Genomic DNA, 15,179 nt, shown 5'->3' with positions numbered 1-15,179 from the left:
GGCTACTGCGGGCCGTACCTGCGGCCCGCCCTGGAGGACACCCCGCCGAGCAGGCCGCGCGGCGCCAGCTTCACCACGCCCATGAGGGCCTTGTAGCGGGGGTCCGGGATCGACAGGGTCCTGCCCCGCTCCAGGTCGTGCAGCGCCGCCGCCACCAGCTTGTCCGCGTCCAGCCACATCCAGCCCGGGATGTTGTCCGTGCCCATCCCGGCCCGCTCGTGGAACTCGGTCCGGACGAAGCCGGGGCAGAGCGCCATCAGCCGCACCCCGCTGCCCGCGAGGTCCCGCGCCGCGCCCTGCGTGAACTGCACGACCCAGGCCTTCGAGGCGCCGTACGTGCCCCGGGGCACGAAGGCCGCCACCGAGGCGACGTTCACCACGGCGCCCCGGCGGCGGTCCCTCATCGAGGCGGTGGCGGCCGAGGTCAGCCGCAGCACCGCCTCGCAGTGCACCGTCAGCATCTTCAGCTCGTCGGCCATGGAGACCTCGAGGAACCGGCCCTTGTTGCCGAAGCCGGCGTTGTTCACCAGCACGTCCACCGGCTGCCTCCGGTCCGAGAGCCGGGCCTCGACGGCGGCGATCCCGTCCTCCTCGGAGAGGTCCGCCGCGAGCACCTCGGCCTCGACGCCGTGCCGGTCGTGCAGCTCGGTCGCCTGCTCCCGGAGCCGCTCCACGTCCCTGGCCACGAGCACGACGTCATGGCCGTCCGCCGCCAGCCTCCGTGCGAAAGCGGCCCCGATGCCCGCGGTGGAGCCCGTAATCAGTGCAGTCGTCATACGGGCAACCTAGTGCCTGTCCTCCGGGCCGGGCCGGGCCCGTGGGGCCCCGCTCCCGCGGGCTACGCCGTGGCGTACTTCTCCGTGTACTGGCGGGCGAGCGCGAGGAGCCCGGACTCCATCCACTCGGCGGCGACCAACGTGGAGGGCAGCAGGGCGCGTTCGGTGGTCGCGGCGCGGTGCAGGAGCGCCACGGTGATCTCGTGGTCCGGCCGGTGCAGCACCGTGATCGGGTCGCCGGCCCGCACCTCGCCCGGCACGATCACCCGCAGCAGCGCGCCGGGACCGGCCTCCGCCTGCGTGAACCGCTTCATCCAGCCCTTCTCCCCGAGGAAGCCCGCGAACGTGCGGCACGGGATGCGGCCCCCGGTCACCTCCAGGACCACCTCCCCGCCGATCCGCCACCGCTCGCCGATCAGCGCCCCGTTCACGTCGAGGCCGCGGGTGGTGAGGTTCTCGCCGAAGGAGCCGTTGGCCAGCTCGCGGCCGAGCTCCCGCTCCCACAGGTCCATGTCCTCCCGGGCGAAGGCGTACGCCGCCCGGTCGTCGCCCCCGTGGAAGCGGAGGTCGCAGACCGAGTCCCCGGCGACCCCGCTCGCCCCGACGCCGGGCGCCCCCGGCGCCTCGATGCGCACGGCCCCCTCGACGGGACGCTTGTCGATGCCCGTCATTCCCGAGGCCGCGTCCGTGTAGTCCACGGCCCTGGCACGGCCCACATTCACACTCAGCAAGGTCATGCGGGCACTGTACGACCGGCGATCTCAAAGGCGCCCGCGAGAACGGGCAGCTTCACCCAAGAGTCGCTTATGCTGGACGCATGATCGAGGCCCGCCACCTCCGCGTCCTGCGTGCCGTCGCCGCCACGGGCTCCTTCTCGGCCGCCGCGCGCGAACTCGGCTGCACCCAGCCCGCCGTCAGCCAGCAGATGAAGGCGCTCGAAGCCTCCGCCGGCACGCCGCTGCTGATCCGCACCGGACGCGAGATGCGCCTCACCCAGGCCGGCGAGGTCCTGGTCCGGCACGCCTCCGGCATCCTCGCCGGGCTCACCGCCGCCGAGGAGGAGGTCGCCGCCATCGCCGGGCTCCGGGCGGGCCGGGTCCGCCTGGTCTCCTTCCCGAGCGGCAGCTCCACCCTCGTGCCCACCGCCCTCGCCGCGCTGCGGGCCGCGCACCCCGGCACCCGGGTCTCCCTCGTCGAGGCCGAACCGCCGCGCTCGATCGAGATGCTCCGCGAGGGCGACTGCGACATCGCCCTCGCCTTCCGGTACGGGGCCGGGCAGGCCGAGTGGGACGACCTGGTGGTCCGCCCGCTCCTCGCCGACCGGCTCGTCGGCCTGGTGCCCGAGGGGCACCGGCTCGCCGGGGCCGAAGCGGTCGGCATCGCGGAGCTCGCGGACGAGGCCTGGATCGCGGGCTGTCCGCGCTGCCGCCGTCAGCTCGTGGACGTCTGCGAGGAGGCGGGCTTCACCCCGCGCATCGACTTCGCCACCGACGACTACCCGGCCGTGGTGGGCCTGGTCGGCGCCGGTCTGGGCGTGGCCGTCCTGCCGGAGCTGGCCATCGAGTCCGTACGCCCCAAGAGCGCGCGGACCGTGGCCGTGGAGCCGGCCGTGGAGCGGGAGATCGTGGCCCTGACGCTGCCGGACCTCGCTCAGGTCCCGGCCGTCGCCGCCACGCTCGACGAGCTGATCCGCGCCGCCGCGCGCGTGTAGCCGGGCCGGTGCGCACAGCCGAGCCGAGCCGGCCCGTGTGGTACGCGCGTGGTCGGTCACGACGTACGCGGGCGCAGTCGGGTCACGACGTACGCGGGCGCGTGGGTCCGTTCATCGTCCAACTGCTGCTCGACGCAAGAGAGAAACGTTCCTTCACATACGTTCCCCGAGCGACGTCATGGATGTCGCGGACGCGCCGGACGCGGCCGGCGCGGAGGTGGGCGCCGCCGCGATCAGGCGATTGCGCGCGCGTCCCATGAGTTCTTCGCGTTCGTCCTCGGTGAGGCCGCCCCATACGCCGTAGGGCTCCCGCACGGCGAGTGCGTGTGCCGCGCACTCCGCGCGCACCGGGCACCGCATGCAGACCTCTTTCGCCGAGTTCTCACGCGCACTCCGTGCCGCGCCGCGCTCTCCCTCGGGGTGGAAGAACAGGGAGCTGTCGACCCCGCGGCAGGCCGCGAGCAGTTGCCAGTCCCACAGATCGGCGTTGGGTCCGGGAAGGCGGGAGAAATCTGCCATTGCGCTTGTCCCCTTGAAACCGTGTCGAACGGATAGGTGGGCGGGTGGATGGCTGATGGCCGGGGTTCCTCGTCTTCCCCGACAGGTCCGGGCGATACACCTACTGTCTAAGTAGATGTAAATATGACTCATTGCGAATCTAGCCACAGACACTGCGAAAAGGGAAGAAATCCCGCTAAATGGGGCATAGCTTTCGATGTTGGGACGAACGACCTGCGTCACTCTCCTCCGCGCACGCCCCCTCACGTAGAGTGCCGAAGACGCCGTCCGACCCGTAACTCTTTCGAGTGACCGTCGTTGAGAGTGCGGAGGCGGTTGAAGGAACAAGCGCTCGGGCACATGTCCGAGAGCGTCAACCGCACAGGTGACGATACGTACAGCCCTGGAGGCTCAAGGTGACGCGCAACAGCTGCGAGAGCCGCGGAGGTCAGGCATGACATCCGTCCTCGTCTGCGACGACTCCCCGCTTGCCCGAGAGGCGCTCCGCCGCGCGGTCGCGACCGTGCCCGGCGTCGAGCGCGTGACCACCGCGGCCAACGGCGAGGAAGTCCTCCGCCGCTGGGGCGCGGACCGCTCGGACCTGATTCTGATGGACGTGCGCATGCCCGGCCTGGGCGGCGTGGAAACCGTCCGCCGGCTGCTCTCCGCGGACCCCGGCGCCCGCATCATCATGCTCACGGTCGCCGAGGACCTCGACGGCGTGGCGCTCGCCGTCGCCGCGGGTGCCCGCGGATACCTGCACAAGGACGCCTCGCGCGCCGAGCTGCGGGCCACGGTCACGCAGGCGCTCGCCGACCCGACCTGGCGGCTGGCCCCGCGCCGGCTCCGTTCGGCCGAGATGGGCGCCGCGCCCACCCTCACCGCGCGCGAGATCCAGGTCCTCGAAGGCATGAGCCACGGCCGGTCCAACGCGGAGATCGGGCGCGAGCTCTTCCTCTCCGAGGACACGGTCAAGACGCACGCCCGGCGCCTCTTCAAGAAGCTCGGCGCCTCCGACCGGGCGCATGCCGTCGCCCTCGGATTCCGCTGGGGCCTGGTCCGCTGAATCGCAGGTCACCTGCCGTCTCCCCGTCCTCGCCCGCGTCCGTCGTGGGGTGGACGGGGTGGGCTTGTGTCACTTCCCCGCGGAATGCCGCATCCTTGAGATGTGGAGTTCCTCGGGGACGAGTCGATCGAGCGGGAGGGGAGGGCGCGGGAGATGAGTGCCGGCGCACCTGCTCATAACGCTTCGGTGCACAACTACGGACGCGGTGCCGCGAACCGAGAGGCATCGGGGCACCATGGAGCGATGCGCGACGACGAGACCGTGGGTACCCCCGTGCCTGCCGGGCAGGGGGAGATCGGCGCGCTCGTGCACCGCGCGGTCGACGGTGACGCGCAGGCCACCCACGACCTGCTCGCGCGCGTCCACCCGCTCGCCCTGCGGTACTGCCGCACCCGCCTCAACCGGCTGCCGGGCGACGCCCGGCACTTCGTCGAGGACCTCGCCCAGGAGGTCTGCGTCGCCGTCCTGATGGCGCTGCCGCGCTACAAGGACACGGGCAGGCCCTTCGAGGCCTTCGTCTTCGCCATCGCCGGACACAAGGTCGCCGACCTCCAGCGGGCCGCCATGCGGCACCCGGGTTCCACCGCCGTGCCCTCCGACGAGATGCCCGAGCGGCCCGACGACTCGCTCGGCCCCGAGGAGCGCGCCCTGCTCAGCGACGACGCCGAGTGGGCCAAGAAGCTGCTCGCCAACCTCCCGGAGAACCAGCGCGAACTGCTCGTGCTGCGGGTCGCGGTCGGACTGACCGCCGAGGAGACCGGCCAGATGCTCGGCATGTCCCCGGGCGCCGTCCGGGTCGCCCAGCACCGCGCCCTCAGCCGGCTGCGCGCGCTCGCCGAGCAGTGAGCCCGGCGCCCGTCGGCCCCCGGCCGCACGCACTGGCCGACCAGGAGGCCTTGCCGGGTCCCGTCGTCCCTTTCGTACACGTGTGAACGTCCAAAGCTGCCCGCTGATCTTGCTCGTGGAATGAGACACCGCTCCAGCCCGTTAGCATGGACATCCCGCACCGATCAAGGCCATTTGGGAAGGTGTCATGACTGCCAACGTCGACGGAGTGCCCGAGAAATTCGCGACACTCGGGCTGACCTACGACGACGTGCTGCTGCTGCCCGGCGCGTCCGACATGGCGCCCGACCAGATCGACACCGCCTCGTACATCTCGAAGAACGTGCGGGTGAACATCCCGCTGCTCTCCGCCGCGATGGACAAGGTCACCGAGTCCCGCATGGCGATCGCCATGGCGCGGCAGGGCGGTGTCGGCGTGCTGCACCGCAACCTCTCCATCGCCGACCAGGCCAACCAGGTCGACCTGGTGAAGCGGTCCGAGTCCGGCATGGTCACCGACCCGATCACGGTCCACCCGGACGCCACGCTCGCCGAGGCCGACGCGATCTGCGCCAAGTTCCGCATCAGCGGCGTCCCCGTGACCGACCCGGCCGGCAAGCTCCTCGGCATCGTCACCAACCGCGACATGGCCTTCGAGTCGGACCGCGCCCGCCAGGTGCGCGAGGTCATGACCCCGATGCCGCTGGTCACCGGCCAGGTCGGCATCTCCGGCGTGGACGCCATGGAACTGCTGCGCCGTCACAAGATCGAGAAGCTGCCGCTGGTCGACGAGGCGGGCCTCCTCAAGGGCCTCATCACGGTCAAGGACTTCGTCAAGGCCGAGAAGTACCCGAACGCCGCCAAGGACAAGGAGGGCCGGCTGCTCGTCGGCGCCGCCGTCGGCGTCGCCGGTGACGCGTACGAGCGCGCCCAGGCCCTGATCGAGGCGGGCGTCGACTTCATCGTCGTCGACACCGCGCACGGCCACTCCCGCCTGGTCGGCGACATGGTCGCCAAGATCAAGTCGAACTCCTCGGTCGACGTCATCGGCGGAAACGTCGCCACCCGCGACGGCGCCCAGGCGCTGATCGACGCCGGTGTCGACGGCATCAAGGTCGGTGTCGGCCCGGGCTCCATCTGCACCACCCGCGTGGTCGCCGGCATCGGTGTCCCGCAGGTCACCGCGATCTACGAGGCCTCCCTCGCCGCCAAGGCGGCCGGCGTCCCGGTCATCGGCGACGGTGGCCTGCAGTACTCCGGCGACATCGCGAAGGCCCTGGTCGCCGGTGCCGACACGGTGATGCTCGGCTCGCTGCTCGCGGGCTGCGAGGAGTCCCCGGGCGAACTGCTCTTCATCAACGGCAAGCAGTTCAAGTCGTACCGCGGCATGGGCTCGCTCGGCGCCATGCAGTCCCGCGGCGAGCAGCGCTCCTTCTCCAAGGACCGCTACTTCCAGGAGGGCGTCGCCTCCGACGAGAAGCTCGTGCCCGAGGGCATCGAGGGCCAGGTGCCCTACCGCGGCCCGCTCTCGGCCGTCGTCCACCAGCTGGTGGGCGGTCTGCGCCAGTCGATGTTCTACGTCGGCGGGCGCACGGTGCCGGAGCTCCAGGAGAACGGCCGCTTCGTCCGGATCACCTCGGCGGGCCTCAAGGAGAGCCACCCGCACGACATCCAGATGACGGTCGAGGCACCGAACTACAGCAGGAAGTAACACAGCGCGACGCGCGGGGCGGTTCCGGCATGTGGCCGGAGCCGCCCCGCGCGCTTGTGTCGGGGATACTGGTAGGCGCAGACGTAGAGGGAAAGGCCACACATCGTGACTGAGATCGAGATCGGGCGCGGCAAGCGCGGCCGCAGGGCGTACGCGTTCGACGACATCGCCGTCGTGCCGAGCCGGCGCACCCGGGACCCGAAGGAGGTCTCGATCGCCTGGCAGATCGACGCCTACCGCTTCGAGCTGCCGTTCCTGGCCGCCCCGATGGACTCGGTCGTCTCGCCGCAGACCGCCATCCGCATCGGCGAGATGGGCGGCCTGGGCGTGCTGAACCTGGAGGGTCTCTGGACCCGGTACGAGGACCCGCAGCCGCTCCTCGACGAGATCGCCGAGCTGGACGAGGCGACCGCGACCCGTCGGCTGCAGGAGATCTACGCCGCGCCGATCAAGGAAGAGCTGATCGGGCAGCGCATCAAGGAGGTGCGCGACTCCGGTGTCGTCACCGCCGCCGCGCTCTCCCCGCAGCGCACCGCGCAGTTCTCCAAGGCCGTCGTCGACGCCGGCGTGGACATCTTCGTCATCCGCGGCACGACGGTCTCCGCCGAGCACGTCTCGGGCGCGGCCGAGCCGCTGAACCTGAAGCAGTTCATCTACGAGCTGGACGTCCCGGTCATCGTCGGCGGCTGCGCCACGTACACCGCGGCCCTGCACCTGATGCGCACCGGAGCGGCCGGCGTGCTGGTCGGCTTCGGCGGCGGCGCCGCGCACACCACCCGCAACGTCCTGGGCATCCAGGTCCCGATGGCGACCGCGGTCGCCGACGTGGCCGCGGCCCGCCGCGACTACATGGACGAGTCCGGCGGCCGGTACGTGCACGTCATCGCCGACGGCGGCGTGGGCTGGTCCGGCGACCTGCCGAAGGCGATCGCCTGCGGCGCCGACGCCGTGATGATCGGCTCCCCGCTGGCCCGTGCCACGGACGCGCCCGGCAAGGGCCACCACTGGGGCATGGAGGCCGTCCACGAGGACGTGCCGCGCGGCAAGCTGGTCGACCTGGGCATCGTCGGCACCACCGAGGAGATCCTCGCGGGCCCGTCGCACACCCCGGACGGCTCGATGAACTTCTTCGGCGCCCTGCGCCGCGCGATGGCCACCACGGGCTACAGCGAGCTCAAGGAGTTCCAGCGCGTCGAGGTCACGGTCGCGGACGCCCAGCACAAGCGCTGACCCGTTTCCGCACGCAGGAGGGGCCCCGCACCGGGTGGTGCGGGGCCCCTCCTGCGTACGGGGGACGGCGCACCGGGTGGTGCGGGGCCCCTCTCCTCCGTACGGGGACGGCTACGCGGCGGCCTTCTTGGCGCCGGAGAACGCGGCGAAGGCGGCGAGCGCGAAGAACAGGAAGGTCAGCGGGTCCGCCTCCGTGCTCCACACCTCCGTCACGGCGCCGAACTCCTGGAAGAAGAGGTCCGAGGCGGAGACGTTCAGGTCCTCGGCCCCCAGGATCGCGATGCCCACGAGCTGGCCGAGGTAGACGGCACCGAGGGAGATCACGGCGCCGGCGACCGGCAGGACGGGGTTGCGGCCGCCGACCTTGCCGGCGGCGAGGCCGACGAGGAAGCCGACGCCGACGGCGGCCCAGCCGATCTCGCGCTCGGTGCCGCCGATGACGGCTCCGTACACCACGCCCGCGACGATCGCCGCGACCACGGCGGCGACGAGGCCGAGCGCCACGTTGCCACGGGCCGGGGCCGGCGGCGGGGCCATCGGGTACTGCTGGGGCGCGGCGCCGTCGGCGAACGGGTTGCCGGGCGGCGGAACGGGCTGGCTCATGCGGATTCCCCCCCAGGGAACGGTGAAGAGCGGATGGTCGGTCAGGTGTGGGCGGTCGCCGCGGGTTCGCGGGCGCGGGGTCGCGCCGGGCCGGGATGCGGGCCGCCGGGGGCGTCAGGCCGAGAACGCCACGATCAGCAGCGTGGCGGGCAGCCCCAGCCCGCACAGGGCCAGGGTTCCGCCGAGCAGGCGGAAGCCGACGGCGGGGAGGAACCGGTCGGGCGGCCCCAGGTCGCCCCGTGCCTGCGCGCGCAGTGCGTGGTTGCGCAGCTGGTTCTGTTCCAGCCGCACGGCCGAGTCCTTGATGTTCAGGGCCACATAGAGGCCTGCCGCCCCCACCGCAAGGAAGAAGACGAGCAGCAGCAGAGCGATGATCACATGGGCCCCCGGGACGGTGCGCGCGGTGCGGACGCGCGCGATTGCCCCGGAGGCTAGCAGTCGGCGATGACAGTGGCATAGGCGAATTCGGTGCGGGCGGCCCCGGCCGCGCTCACAGGCGGTGGGCCGCTCCGGCGGGCGTCGCCCCCCGCGTGTCCAGGAGGAGCTGCGCCTTCACCGAGAGGCCCTGCAGGTCGTACGTGCGGTGGTGCTGGAGAAGGACCGTCAGGTCGGCGTGGGCGGCGGCCTCGTAGAGGGAGTCCGCGCGGGGGACGGGCAGCTCGCGGACGCGCCAGTCGGGGACGTGGGGGTCGTGGTAGCTGACGGCGGCGCCCAGGTCCATGAGGCGGCGGGCGATCTCGTCGGCGGGGGAGCCCTGCCGGTCGGGGAGGTCGGGCTTGTACGTGATGCCGAGGAGCAGGATCCGGGCGCCGCGGGCCGACTTGCCGTGCTCGTTGAGGAGGGTGGCGGCGCGCTGGACGACGTACTGCGGCATGCGCTCGTTGACCTGGCCGGCGAGTTCGACGAGGCGGAGCGGGCGGTGGGCGCCGACCGTGTCGACGGGGACGCCGTGGCCGCCGACGCCGGGGCCGGGGCGGAAGGCCTGGAAGCCGAAGGGCTTGGTCTCGGCGCAGCGGATGACGTCCCACAGGTCGACGCCGAGTTCGTGGCAGAGGACCGCCATCTCGTTGACGAGGGCGATGTTGACGTGCCGGAAGTTGGTCTCCAGGAGCTTGACCGTCTCCGCCTCGCGGGGGCCACGCGCGCGTACCACCTTGTCGGTGAGCCGGCCGTAGAAGGCGGCCGCGGACTCGGTGCAGGCCGGGGTGAGGCCGCCGATGACCTTGGGGGTGCCGGCGTAGCCGTGGGTGCGGCTGCCGGGATCGAGGCGGCCGGGCGAGTACGCGAGGTGGAAGTCGCGTCCGGCGCGCAGTCCGGAGCCCGCCTCCAGGGTCTCGCGGAGGAGGCCCTCGGTGGTGCCCGGGGGGACCGGGGACTCCAGGAGGACGGTGGTGTGCGGGCGCAGCCGGGCGGCGAGCGCGCGGGCGGCGTCGGTGACGGCGGTGAGGTCGAGCGTCCGGTCGGGGCCGAGGGGGGTGGGGGCGCAGAGGACGGCGGTGCGGACCCGGCCGAGCTCGGCGGGGTCGGCGGTCGGCCGGAAGCTTCCCGAGAGCATCCGGCGGATCTCGGGGGCGGTGAGGGGGCCGTCGACCGGGGAGCGGCCGGCGGCGAGTTCGGCGACGGGGTGGGGATCGGTGTCGTAGCCGATGGTGTCGATGCCTGCGGCGGTGGCGGCCTGGGCCAGGGGGAGTCCGTGGTGGCCGAGGCCGATGACGGCGAGATCAGCGGGCATGGAGGGTGGGCCGTCCTTCCCAGTAGCCGGAGGGGGCGCGACGCGCAAGCCCGGTGGACAGAACGGGTCGAGCGCAATGTCAGACTAGGCGTAAATATGACCGATATGCGGCATTGCGGAGCCGAAGATCGCCGAGTGTTATCCACAGGTCGGCGGTGAGGCGGTGGCTGAAGTCGCGGGAGCGGGACAGAATCGAGCTGTGAGCCGGACCGCACGGGCCCGGTTCACGGCTTGTGCGCGTTCCGCCCGCGGACGTCCGCGACGTCCGTGAACGCTCGCGAACGTCCGCGAACAAGGGGCGGTGGCGTGCGGGGCCCGTGCGGGACGGACGGGACGGACGGGACCGACGGGGGACGACGGGAGGCAGCAGCATGAGGACAGCGACACTGGGACCCGCCGAGCGCGCCGAGGCGCTCGCGGCCATGGCCGAGCGAGAGCTGGACGTGCTGGTCGTCGGCGCCGGAGTGGTCGGCGCCGGAACCGCCCTCGACGCCGTCACCAGAGGGCTCTCCACCGGCATCGTGGAGGCCCGCGACTGGGCCTCCGGCACCTCCAGCAGGTCCAGCAAGCTCATCCACGGCGGCCTGCGCTATCTGGAGATGCTGGACTTCGCCCTCGTGCGGGAGGCGCTCAAGGAGCGCGGACTGCTCCTGGAGCGGCTCGCGCCCCACCTGGTGAAGCCGGTCCCCTTCCTCTACCCGCTCCAGCACAAGGGCTGGGAGCGGTTCTACGCCGGCTCGGGAGTCGCGCTGTACGACGCGATGTCGCTCTCCTCCGGCCACGGCCGCGGGCTCCCCGCCCACCGGCACCTCTCCCGCCGCGGCGCCCTGCGCGTCGCGCCCTGCCTGAAGAAGGACGCTTTGGTCGGCGCCCTCCAGTACTACGACGCCCAGATGGACGACGCCCGCTTCGTCACCACCCTCGTGCGCACCGCCGCCTCCTACGGCGCCAGGGCCGCCAGCCGGGCCCGCGTCATCGGCTTCCTCCGCGAGGGCGAGCGGGTCGTGGGCGCGCGCGTCCAGGACGTGGAGGCCGGGATCGCGTACGAGATCCGGGCCAAGCAGATCGTCAACGCCACCGGCGTGTGGACGGACGACACCCAGGCCCTCATCGGAGAGCGCGGCCAGTTCCACGTCCGTGCCTCCAAGGGCATCCACCTCGTCGTGCCCAAGGACCGCATCCACTCGACCACCGGACTGATCCTGCGCACCGAGAAGTCCGTGCTCTTCGTCATCCCCTGGGGACGCCACTGGATCGTCGGCACCACCGACACCGACTGGGACCTCGACAAGGCGCACCCCGCGGCCTCCAGCGCCGACATCGACTACCTCCTGGAGCACGTGAACACCGTGCTCGCCACCCCGCTCACCCGGGACGACGTCCAGGGCGTCTACGCCGGCCTGCGCCCCCTCCTCGCCGGCGAGTCCGACGCCACCAGCAAGCTCTCCCGCGAGCACACCGTCGCCCACCCGGTCCCCGGCCTCGTGGTCGTCGCCGGCGGCAAGTACACGACGTACCGCGTGATGGCGAAGGACGCCGTCGACGAGGCGGTGCACGGCCTGGACCAGCGTGTCGCCCCCTGCGTCACCGAGGACACCCCGCTCCTCGGCGCCGAGGGCTACCGCGCCCTGTGGAACGCGCGGGCGAGAATCGCCGCGAGGACCGGGCTGCACGTCGTCAGGGTCGAGCATCTCCTCAACCGCTACGGCTCCCTGACGGAGGAGCTCCTCGACCTCGTCGAGGCCGACCCGAGCCTCGGCGAACCGCTCGCGGCGGCCGAGGACTACCTGCGCGCCGAGATCGTCTACGCCGCCTCGCACGAGGGGGCGCGCCACCTCGACGACGTCCTCACCCGGCGGACCAGGATCTCCATCGAGACCTTCGACCGGGGCACGCTCAGCGCCCGCGAGTGCGCGGAACTCATGGCGCCGGTCCTCGGCTGGGACGAGCGGCAGATCGAGAAGGAGGTCGAGCACTACGAGAAGCGGGTGGAGGCGGAGCGGGAGTCGCAGCGGCAGCCCGACGACCTGACGGCGGACGCCGCACGGCTCGGGGCGCCGGACATCGTGCCCATCTGACAAGGCGTCCGGGGGGTCCGCGTCCGGCGGGAACCCCGGGGGTGCGCGGAGGCGTCGTATCCCGGAGTGCGGACCCGGGGGCGTCACCCGCCCCGAGGTGAGAGACAATGGCCTCTCTTCCAGGGCGGGTTACCGCATCGCGAGGGAAGCGGCAGACGCGGCGGAGATCAGGGATCGCAGAGGGGACGCATGTCGGAGGCGGAGCAGTCGCGGGACAAGGCGAGGGACCCCAGGCGGGACGCCGCCGCGGGGGCCGCGACCGACGGCGACCGAGGAGCGGTCCCGGCCGCGCGCGAGTCGGAGCGAGACATGGAGGACGCGCAGGTCAGCCGGGGTGCACAGGCCCCGGAGGACGGGCGGGAGACCGGGCGGCAGACCGAGGACGAGAAGCCCGCGGAGACCGTGGAGACCGCGGAGTCGGAGGGGTCCGTGGAGTCCACGAGGCGCCTGACGGCCGCGAAGCCCGCGCCGGGCGCCGCGGTTCCCGAGTCCAGGAAGTCCGAGAAGTCCGTGGAGTTCGCGAAGTCCGAGGAGTCGGCGAAGTCCGGGAAGTCCGTGAAGCCCGTGGAGTCCGTGGAGTCCGTGGAGTCCGCGAAGGCGGTGGAGTCCGCGAAGGCCGTTCCGGAGGTGCCGGACGTCGCGATTCCGGCGGCCCGGGAGTCTGGTTCGGACGTGAAGGGGCCTCAGGACGCGCCGCCCGCCCGGCCTACGGGTTCGAGCGCGGCGGCTTCGAGCGCGGCGGGTTCCGGGACCGGTGGCGACGACGCCGTCGTGGCCGGGCGGCTGCGCGGCACCGAACCCTCGACCGGGCGCGCCGGTTTCGGAGCCGGTGACGGAGACGGCGAGGGTGACCGCCGGACCGGTGCGGCCACCGCGCGCGGCGGCGACAGGCTCCGCAAGACACCGGTCGGCGAGGGACGGCTGCTCGCGGGCCGCTACCGGCTCGGCGCGGTCCTCGGCCGCGGCGGCATGGGCACCGTGTGGCGCGCCGTCGACGAGACCCTCGGCCGCACCGTCGCCGTCAAGGAACTCCGCTTCCCCACGAGCATCGACGAGGACGAGAAGCGCCGCCTCATCACCCGGACCCTGCGCGAGGCGAAGGCCATCGCCCGGATCCGCAACAACGGCGCCGTCACCGTGTACGACGTCGTCGACGAGGACGACCGCCCGTGGATCGTCATGGAGCTCATCGAGGGCAAGTCGCTCGCGGACGCGGTCCGCGAGGACGGCACCCTCACGCCCCGGCGCGCCGCCGAGGTCGGCCTCGCCATCCTCGACGTGCTGCGTTCGGCGCACCGCGAGGGCATCCTGCACCGCGACGTGAAGCCGTCCAACGTCCTGATCGCCGAGGACGGCCGGGTCGTCCTCACCGACTTCGGCATCGCCCAGGTGGAGGGCGACCCCTCGATCACCTCCACCGGCATGCTCGTCGGCGCCCCCTCGTACATCTCCCCGGAGCGCGCCCGCGGCCACAAGCCCGGCCCGGCAGCCGACATGTGGTCGCTGGGCGGCCTCATCTACGCGGCGGTCGAGGGCAGTCCGCCGTACGACAAGGGCTCCGCCATCGCCACCCTCACGGCCGTGATGACCGAGCCGGTCGACCCGCCGAAGAACGCCGGTCCCGAGCTGGAGCAGGTCATCTACGGCCTGCTCGCCAAGGATCCGGCGCAGCGGCTCGACGACGCCCGCGCCCGGGTCCTGCTGCGGGCCGTGCTCGACGCGCCCGAGCCGGCGCCCGTGGCCTCGCCCGAGGTCACCACCGTCGTACCGCTGCCGCCGCGCCCCGAGGGGGCTCCGGGGGCCCCGGCGGGCGAGAAGGGCCCCGACGCGGCCGCGGAGCGGATGAGGGGCGCGCTGAAGTCCGTACGGAACGCGGCGGCCTCCGTGAAGGCCGAGCCGGCCCAGGCCCCGAGGCTCGCGACCGAGCCGCTGCGGGGCGGCGGCAGGCCCGCCCCCGCCCGTGCGCCGCTGACCGACGTCGTGCCGCGCCGCACCCTGGTGATCATCGCCGCGGTCGCCGTCCTCGCCGTGCTCGGGACGATCCTCGCGGTCTCCCTCGGCGGCGGGGGCGACGAGGGCAACCAGGGCAAGGGCGACGGGGGCACCACCGCCTCGGCCGGTGCCACGGCCGGCGGTGACGGCTCCGGAGGCGCCGACGGTTCCGGCGGTTCCGGCGGTTCCGGTGGAGCCCAGGGCCAGGCCTCGGGCGGTCCCGGCCAGCAGGGCGGCGTGCAGCCCGGCGGCGACGGCAGCACGGGAACGACGGGCACCGACGGCACGACGGGGTCCACGGGTGGGGGGAACGGCACCACGCCCACCGGTAAGCCCGGCGGCGAGACGGGCGCGAAGCTGCCCGCCGGCTACGGCCTCGTCACCAACGACCGGCTCCACTTCTCGATGGCCATGCCCTCGACCTTCACGTTCCACTCGATCCCGGGGTACTCCCTCGGCGGGATATACAACGAGAGCGGCGGCTTCCCGCGCGTCCAGGTCGACTACAACGGCAGCCCGAAGGACGACGCCGCGCACGCCTGGGAGCTGGCCCGGTACGGCGTGGCCGCCACCAGCCAGAACTACAAGCACCTCGGCATAAGGCCGGTCTCCTACAAGGGCTACCCGACCGTCGCCGACTGGGAGTTCGAGCGCACGCAGAAGGGCGTCCGCGTCCACGTGCTCAACCGCGGCTTCAAGGTGGACGCCACGCACGGCTACTCCATCATGATCAGCTGCGCGTCGGACGAATGGAACGGCGCGGAGTGCAGGACGCTGCGGGAGACGGCGTTCGTCACGTTCAGCCCCAAGGACTGACCGGTGGCACGTATCGTGAGGTTCTCGGACCGAAAACAGCCGAACAGAGCCGACAACTGCACGGTGCCGGACCGGAACTGACGGACTCGCGTGATCCCGCCCGATCCCGAGGGATCCGCGGGTCCACGGGGACATCGTGCG

13 protein-coding genes are annotated in these 15,179 nt (G+C 72.6%); 7 read left to right on the top strand and 6 right to left on the bottom strand.

The window, feature by feature from the left end; genetic code table 11:
* Positions 1-2 precede the first annotated feature (2 nt).
* Positions 3-776 carry an SDR family NAD(P)-dependent oxidoreductase gene (locus tag ACZ66Z_RS10895; protein ID WP_469933663.1) on the bottom strand — a complete coding sequence of 258 codons (774 nt, stop codon included), beginning with the start codon at positions 774-776 and terminating at the stop codon, positions 3-5.
* Positions 777-838: 62 nt separating this feature from the next.
* Positions 839-1,513 (bottom strand): MOSC domain-containing protein, encoded by a 675-nt coding sequence (locus ACZ66Z_RS10890; protein WP_469933662.1) that lies wholly within the window; start codon positions 1,511-1,513, stop codon positions 839-841.
* 80 nt (positions 1,514-1,593) lie between these two features.
* Between ACZ66Z_RS10890 and ACZ66Z_RS10885 the strand changes: the two genes are divergently transcribed.
* Entirely contained in the window at positions 1,594-2,487 is an 894-nt protein-coding gene (locus ACZ66Z_RS10885; RefSeq protein WP_469933661.1) for a LysR family transcriptional regulator, read from the top strand.
* Positions 2,488-2,640: 153 nt separating this feature from the next.
* On the opposite strand, the gene ACZ66Z_RS10880 is transcribed toward ACZ66Z_RS10885, so the two are convergent.
* A complete protein-coding gene (locus ACZ66Z_RS10880) occupies positions 2,641-3,006 on the bottom strand; it encodes a WhiB family transcriptional regulator (protein ID WP_469933660.1) in 366 nt (121 codons plus the stop codon).
* A 433-nt stretch (positions 3,007-3,439) separates the two neighbouring features.
* Here ACZ66Z_RS10880 and ACZ66Z_RS10875 point away from each other — a divergent pair, with 433 nt between their 5' ends.
* From ACZ66Z_RS10875 to ACZ66Z_RS10860, 4 genes are all read left to right on the top strand, one after another.
* Positions 3,440-4,051 (top strand): response regulator transcription factor, encoded by a 612-nt coding sequence (locus ACZ66Z_RS10875; RefSeq protein ID WP_003948568.1) that lies wholly within the window; start codon positions 3,440-3,442, stop codon positions 4,049-4,051.
* Between the two features lie 243 nt (positions 4,052-4,294).
* A complete protein-coding gene (locus ACZ66Z_RS10870) occupies positions 4,295-4,897 on the top strand; it encodes a sigma-70 family RNA polymerase sigma factor (protein ID WP_469933659.1) in 603 nt (200 codons plus the stop codon).
* Between the two features lie 187 nt (positions 4,898-5,084).
* Entirely contained in the window at positions 5,085-6,587 is a 1,503-nt protein-coding gene (gene guaB, locus ACZ66Z_RS10865) for an IMP dehydrogenase (protein WP_469933658.1), read from the top strand.
* Between the two features lie 105 nt (positions 6,588-6,692).
* Positions 6,693-7,817: a GuaB3 family IMP dehydrogenase-related protein gene (locus ACZ66Z_RS10860; protein ID WP_093874493.1), complete on the top strand. Its 1,125-nt coding sequence runs from the start codon at positions 6,693-6,695 to the stop codon at positions 7,815-7,817.
* 111 nt (positions 7,818-7,928) lie between these two features.
* Here ACZ66Z_RS10860 and ACZ66Z_RS10855 read toward each other — a convergent pair whose 3' ends face one another.
* From ACZ66Z_RS10855 to ACZ66Z_RS10845, 3 genes are all read right to left on the bottom strand, one after another.
* On the bottom strand, positions 7,929-8,420 hold the full coding sequence (locus tag ACZ66Z_RS10855; RefSeq protein ID WP_469933657.1) for a hypothetical protein: 492 nt from the start codon (positions 8,418-8,420) through the stop codon (positions 7,929-7,931).
* A gap of 114 nt (positions 8,421-8,534) precedes the next feature.
* Positions 8,535-8,798 carry a hypothetical protein gene (locus ACZ66Z_RS10850; RefSeq protein WP_469933656.1) on the bottom strand — a complete coding sequence of 88 codons (264 nt, stop codon included), beginning with the start codon at positions 8,796-8,798 and terminating at the stop codon, positions 8,535-8,537.
* Between the two features lie 112 nt (positions 8,799-8,910).
* Positions 8,911-10,152: a nucleotide sugar dehydrogenase gene (locus ACZ66Z_RS10845; RefSeq protein WP_469933655.1), complete on the bottom strand. Its 1,242-nt coding sequence runs from the start codon at positions 10,150-10,152 to the stop codon at positions 8,911-8,913.
* Positions 10,153-10,523: 371 nt separating this feature from the next.
* Between ACZ66Z_RS10845 and ACZ66Z_RS10840 the strand changes: the two genes are divergently transcribed.
* Together ACZ66Z_RS10840 and ACZ66Z_RS10835 are read left to right on the top strand one after the other, a co-directional pair.
* Positions 10,524-12,230 carry a glycerol-3-phosphate dehydrogenase/oxidase gene (locus ACZ66Z_RS10840; protein WP_469933654.1) on the top strand — a complete coding sequence of 569 codons (1,707 nt, stop codon included), beginning with the start codon at positions 10,524-10,526 and terminating at the stop codon, positions 12,228-12,230.
* Positions 12,231-12,419: 189 nt separating this feature from the next.
* Positions 12,420-15,038 carry a serine/threonine-protein kinase gene (locus ACZ66Z_RS10835; RefSeq protein WP_469933653.1) on the top strand — a complete coding sequence of 873 codons (2,619 nt, stop codon included), beginning with the start codon at positions 12,420-12,422 and terminating at the stop codon, positions 15,036-15,038.
* Positions 15,039-15,179 lie beyond the last annotated feature (141 nt).

The organism is Streptomyces sp. NPDC107498 (assembly GCF_055582805.1).
Note: the sequence above shows the minus strand (reverse complement) of the source record. Positions and strands in the feature narration are given on the sequence as shown.

Coding starts and splice junctions, on each gene's coding strand:
- ACZ66Z_RS10895 (WP_469933663.1), bottom strand. CDS start 776: ATGACGACTGCACTGATTACGGGCTCCACCGCGGGCATCGGGGCCGCT.
- ACZ66Z_RS10890 (WP_469933662.1), bottom strand. CDS start 1,513: ATGACCTTGCTGAGTGTGAATGTGGGCCGTGCCAGGGCCGTGGACTAC.
- ACZ66Z_RS10885 (WP_469933661.1), top strand. CDS start 1,594: ATGATCGAGGCCCGCCACCTCCGCGTCCTGCGTGCCGTCGCCGCCACG.
- ACZ66Z_RS10880 (WP_469933660.1), bottom strand. CDS start 3,006: ATGGCAGATTTCTCCCGCCTTCCCGGACCCAACGCCGATCTGTGGGAC.
- ACZ66Z_RS10875 (WP_003948568.1), top strand. CDS start 3,440: ATGACATCCGTCCTCGTCTGCGACGACTCCCCGCTTGCCCGAGAGGCG.
- ACZ66Z_RS10870 (WP_469933659.1), top strand. CDS start 4,295: ATGCGCGACGACGAGACCGTGGGTACCCCCGTGCCTGCCGGGCAGGGG.
- guaB (WP_469933658.1), top strand. CDS start 5,085: ATGACTGCCAACGTCGACGGAGTGCCCGAGAAATTCGCGACACTCGGG.
- ACZ66Z_RS10855 (WP_469933657.1), bottom strand. CDS start 8,420: ATGAGCCAGCCCGTTCCGCCGCCCGGCAACCCGTTCGCCGACGGCGCC.
- ACZ66Z_RS10845 (WP_469933655.1), bottom strand. CDS start 10,152: ATGCCCGCTGATCTCGCCGTCATCGGCCTCGGCCACCACGGACTCCCC.
- ACZ66Z_RS10840 (WP_469933654.1), top strand. CDS start 10,524: ATGAGGACAGCGACACTGGGACCCGCCGAGCGCGCCGAGGCGCTCGCG.
- ACZ66Z_RS10835 (WP_469933653.1), top strand. CDS start 12,420: ATGTCGGAGGCGGAGCAGTCGCGGGACAAGGCGAGGGACCCCAGGCGG.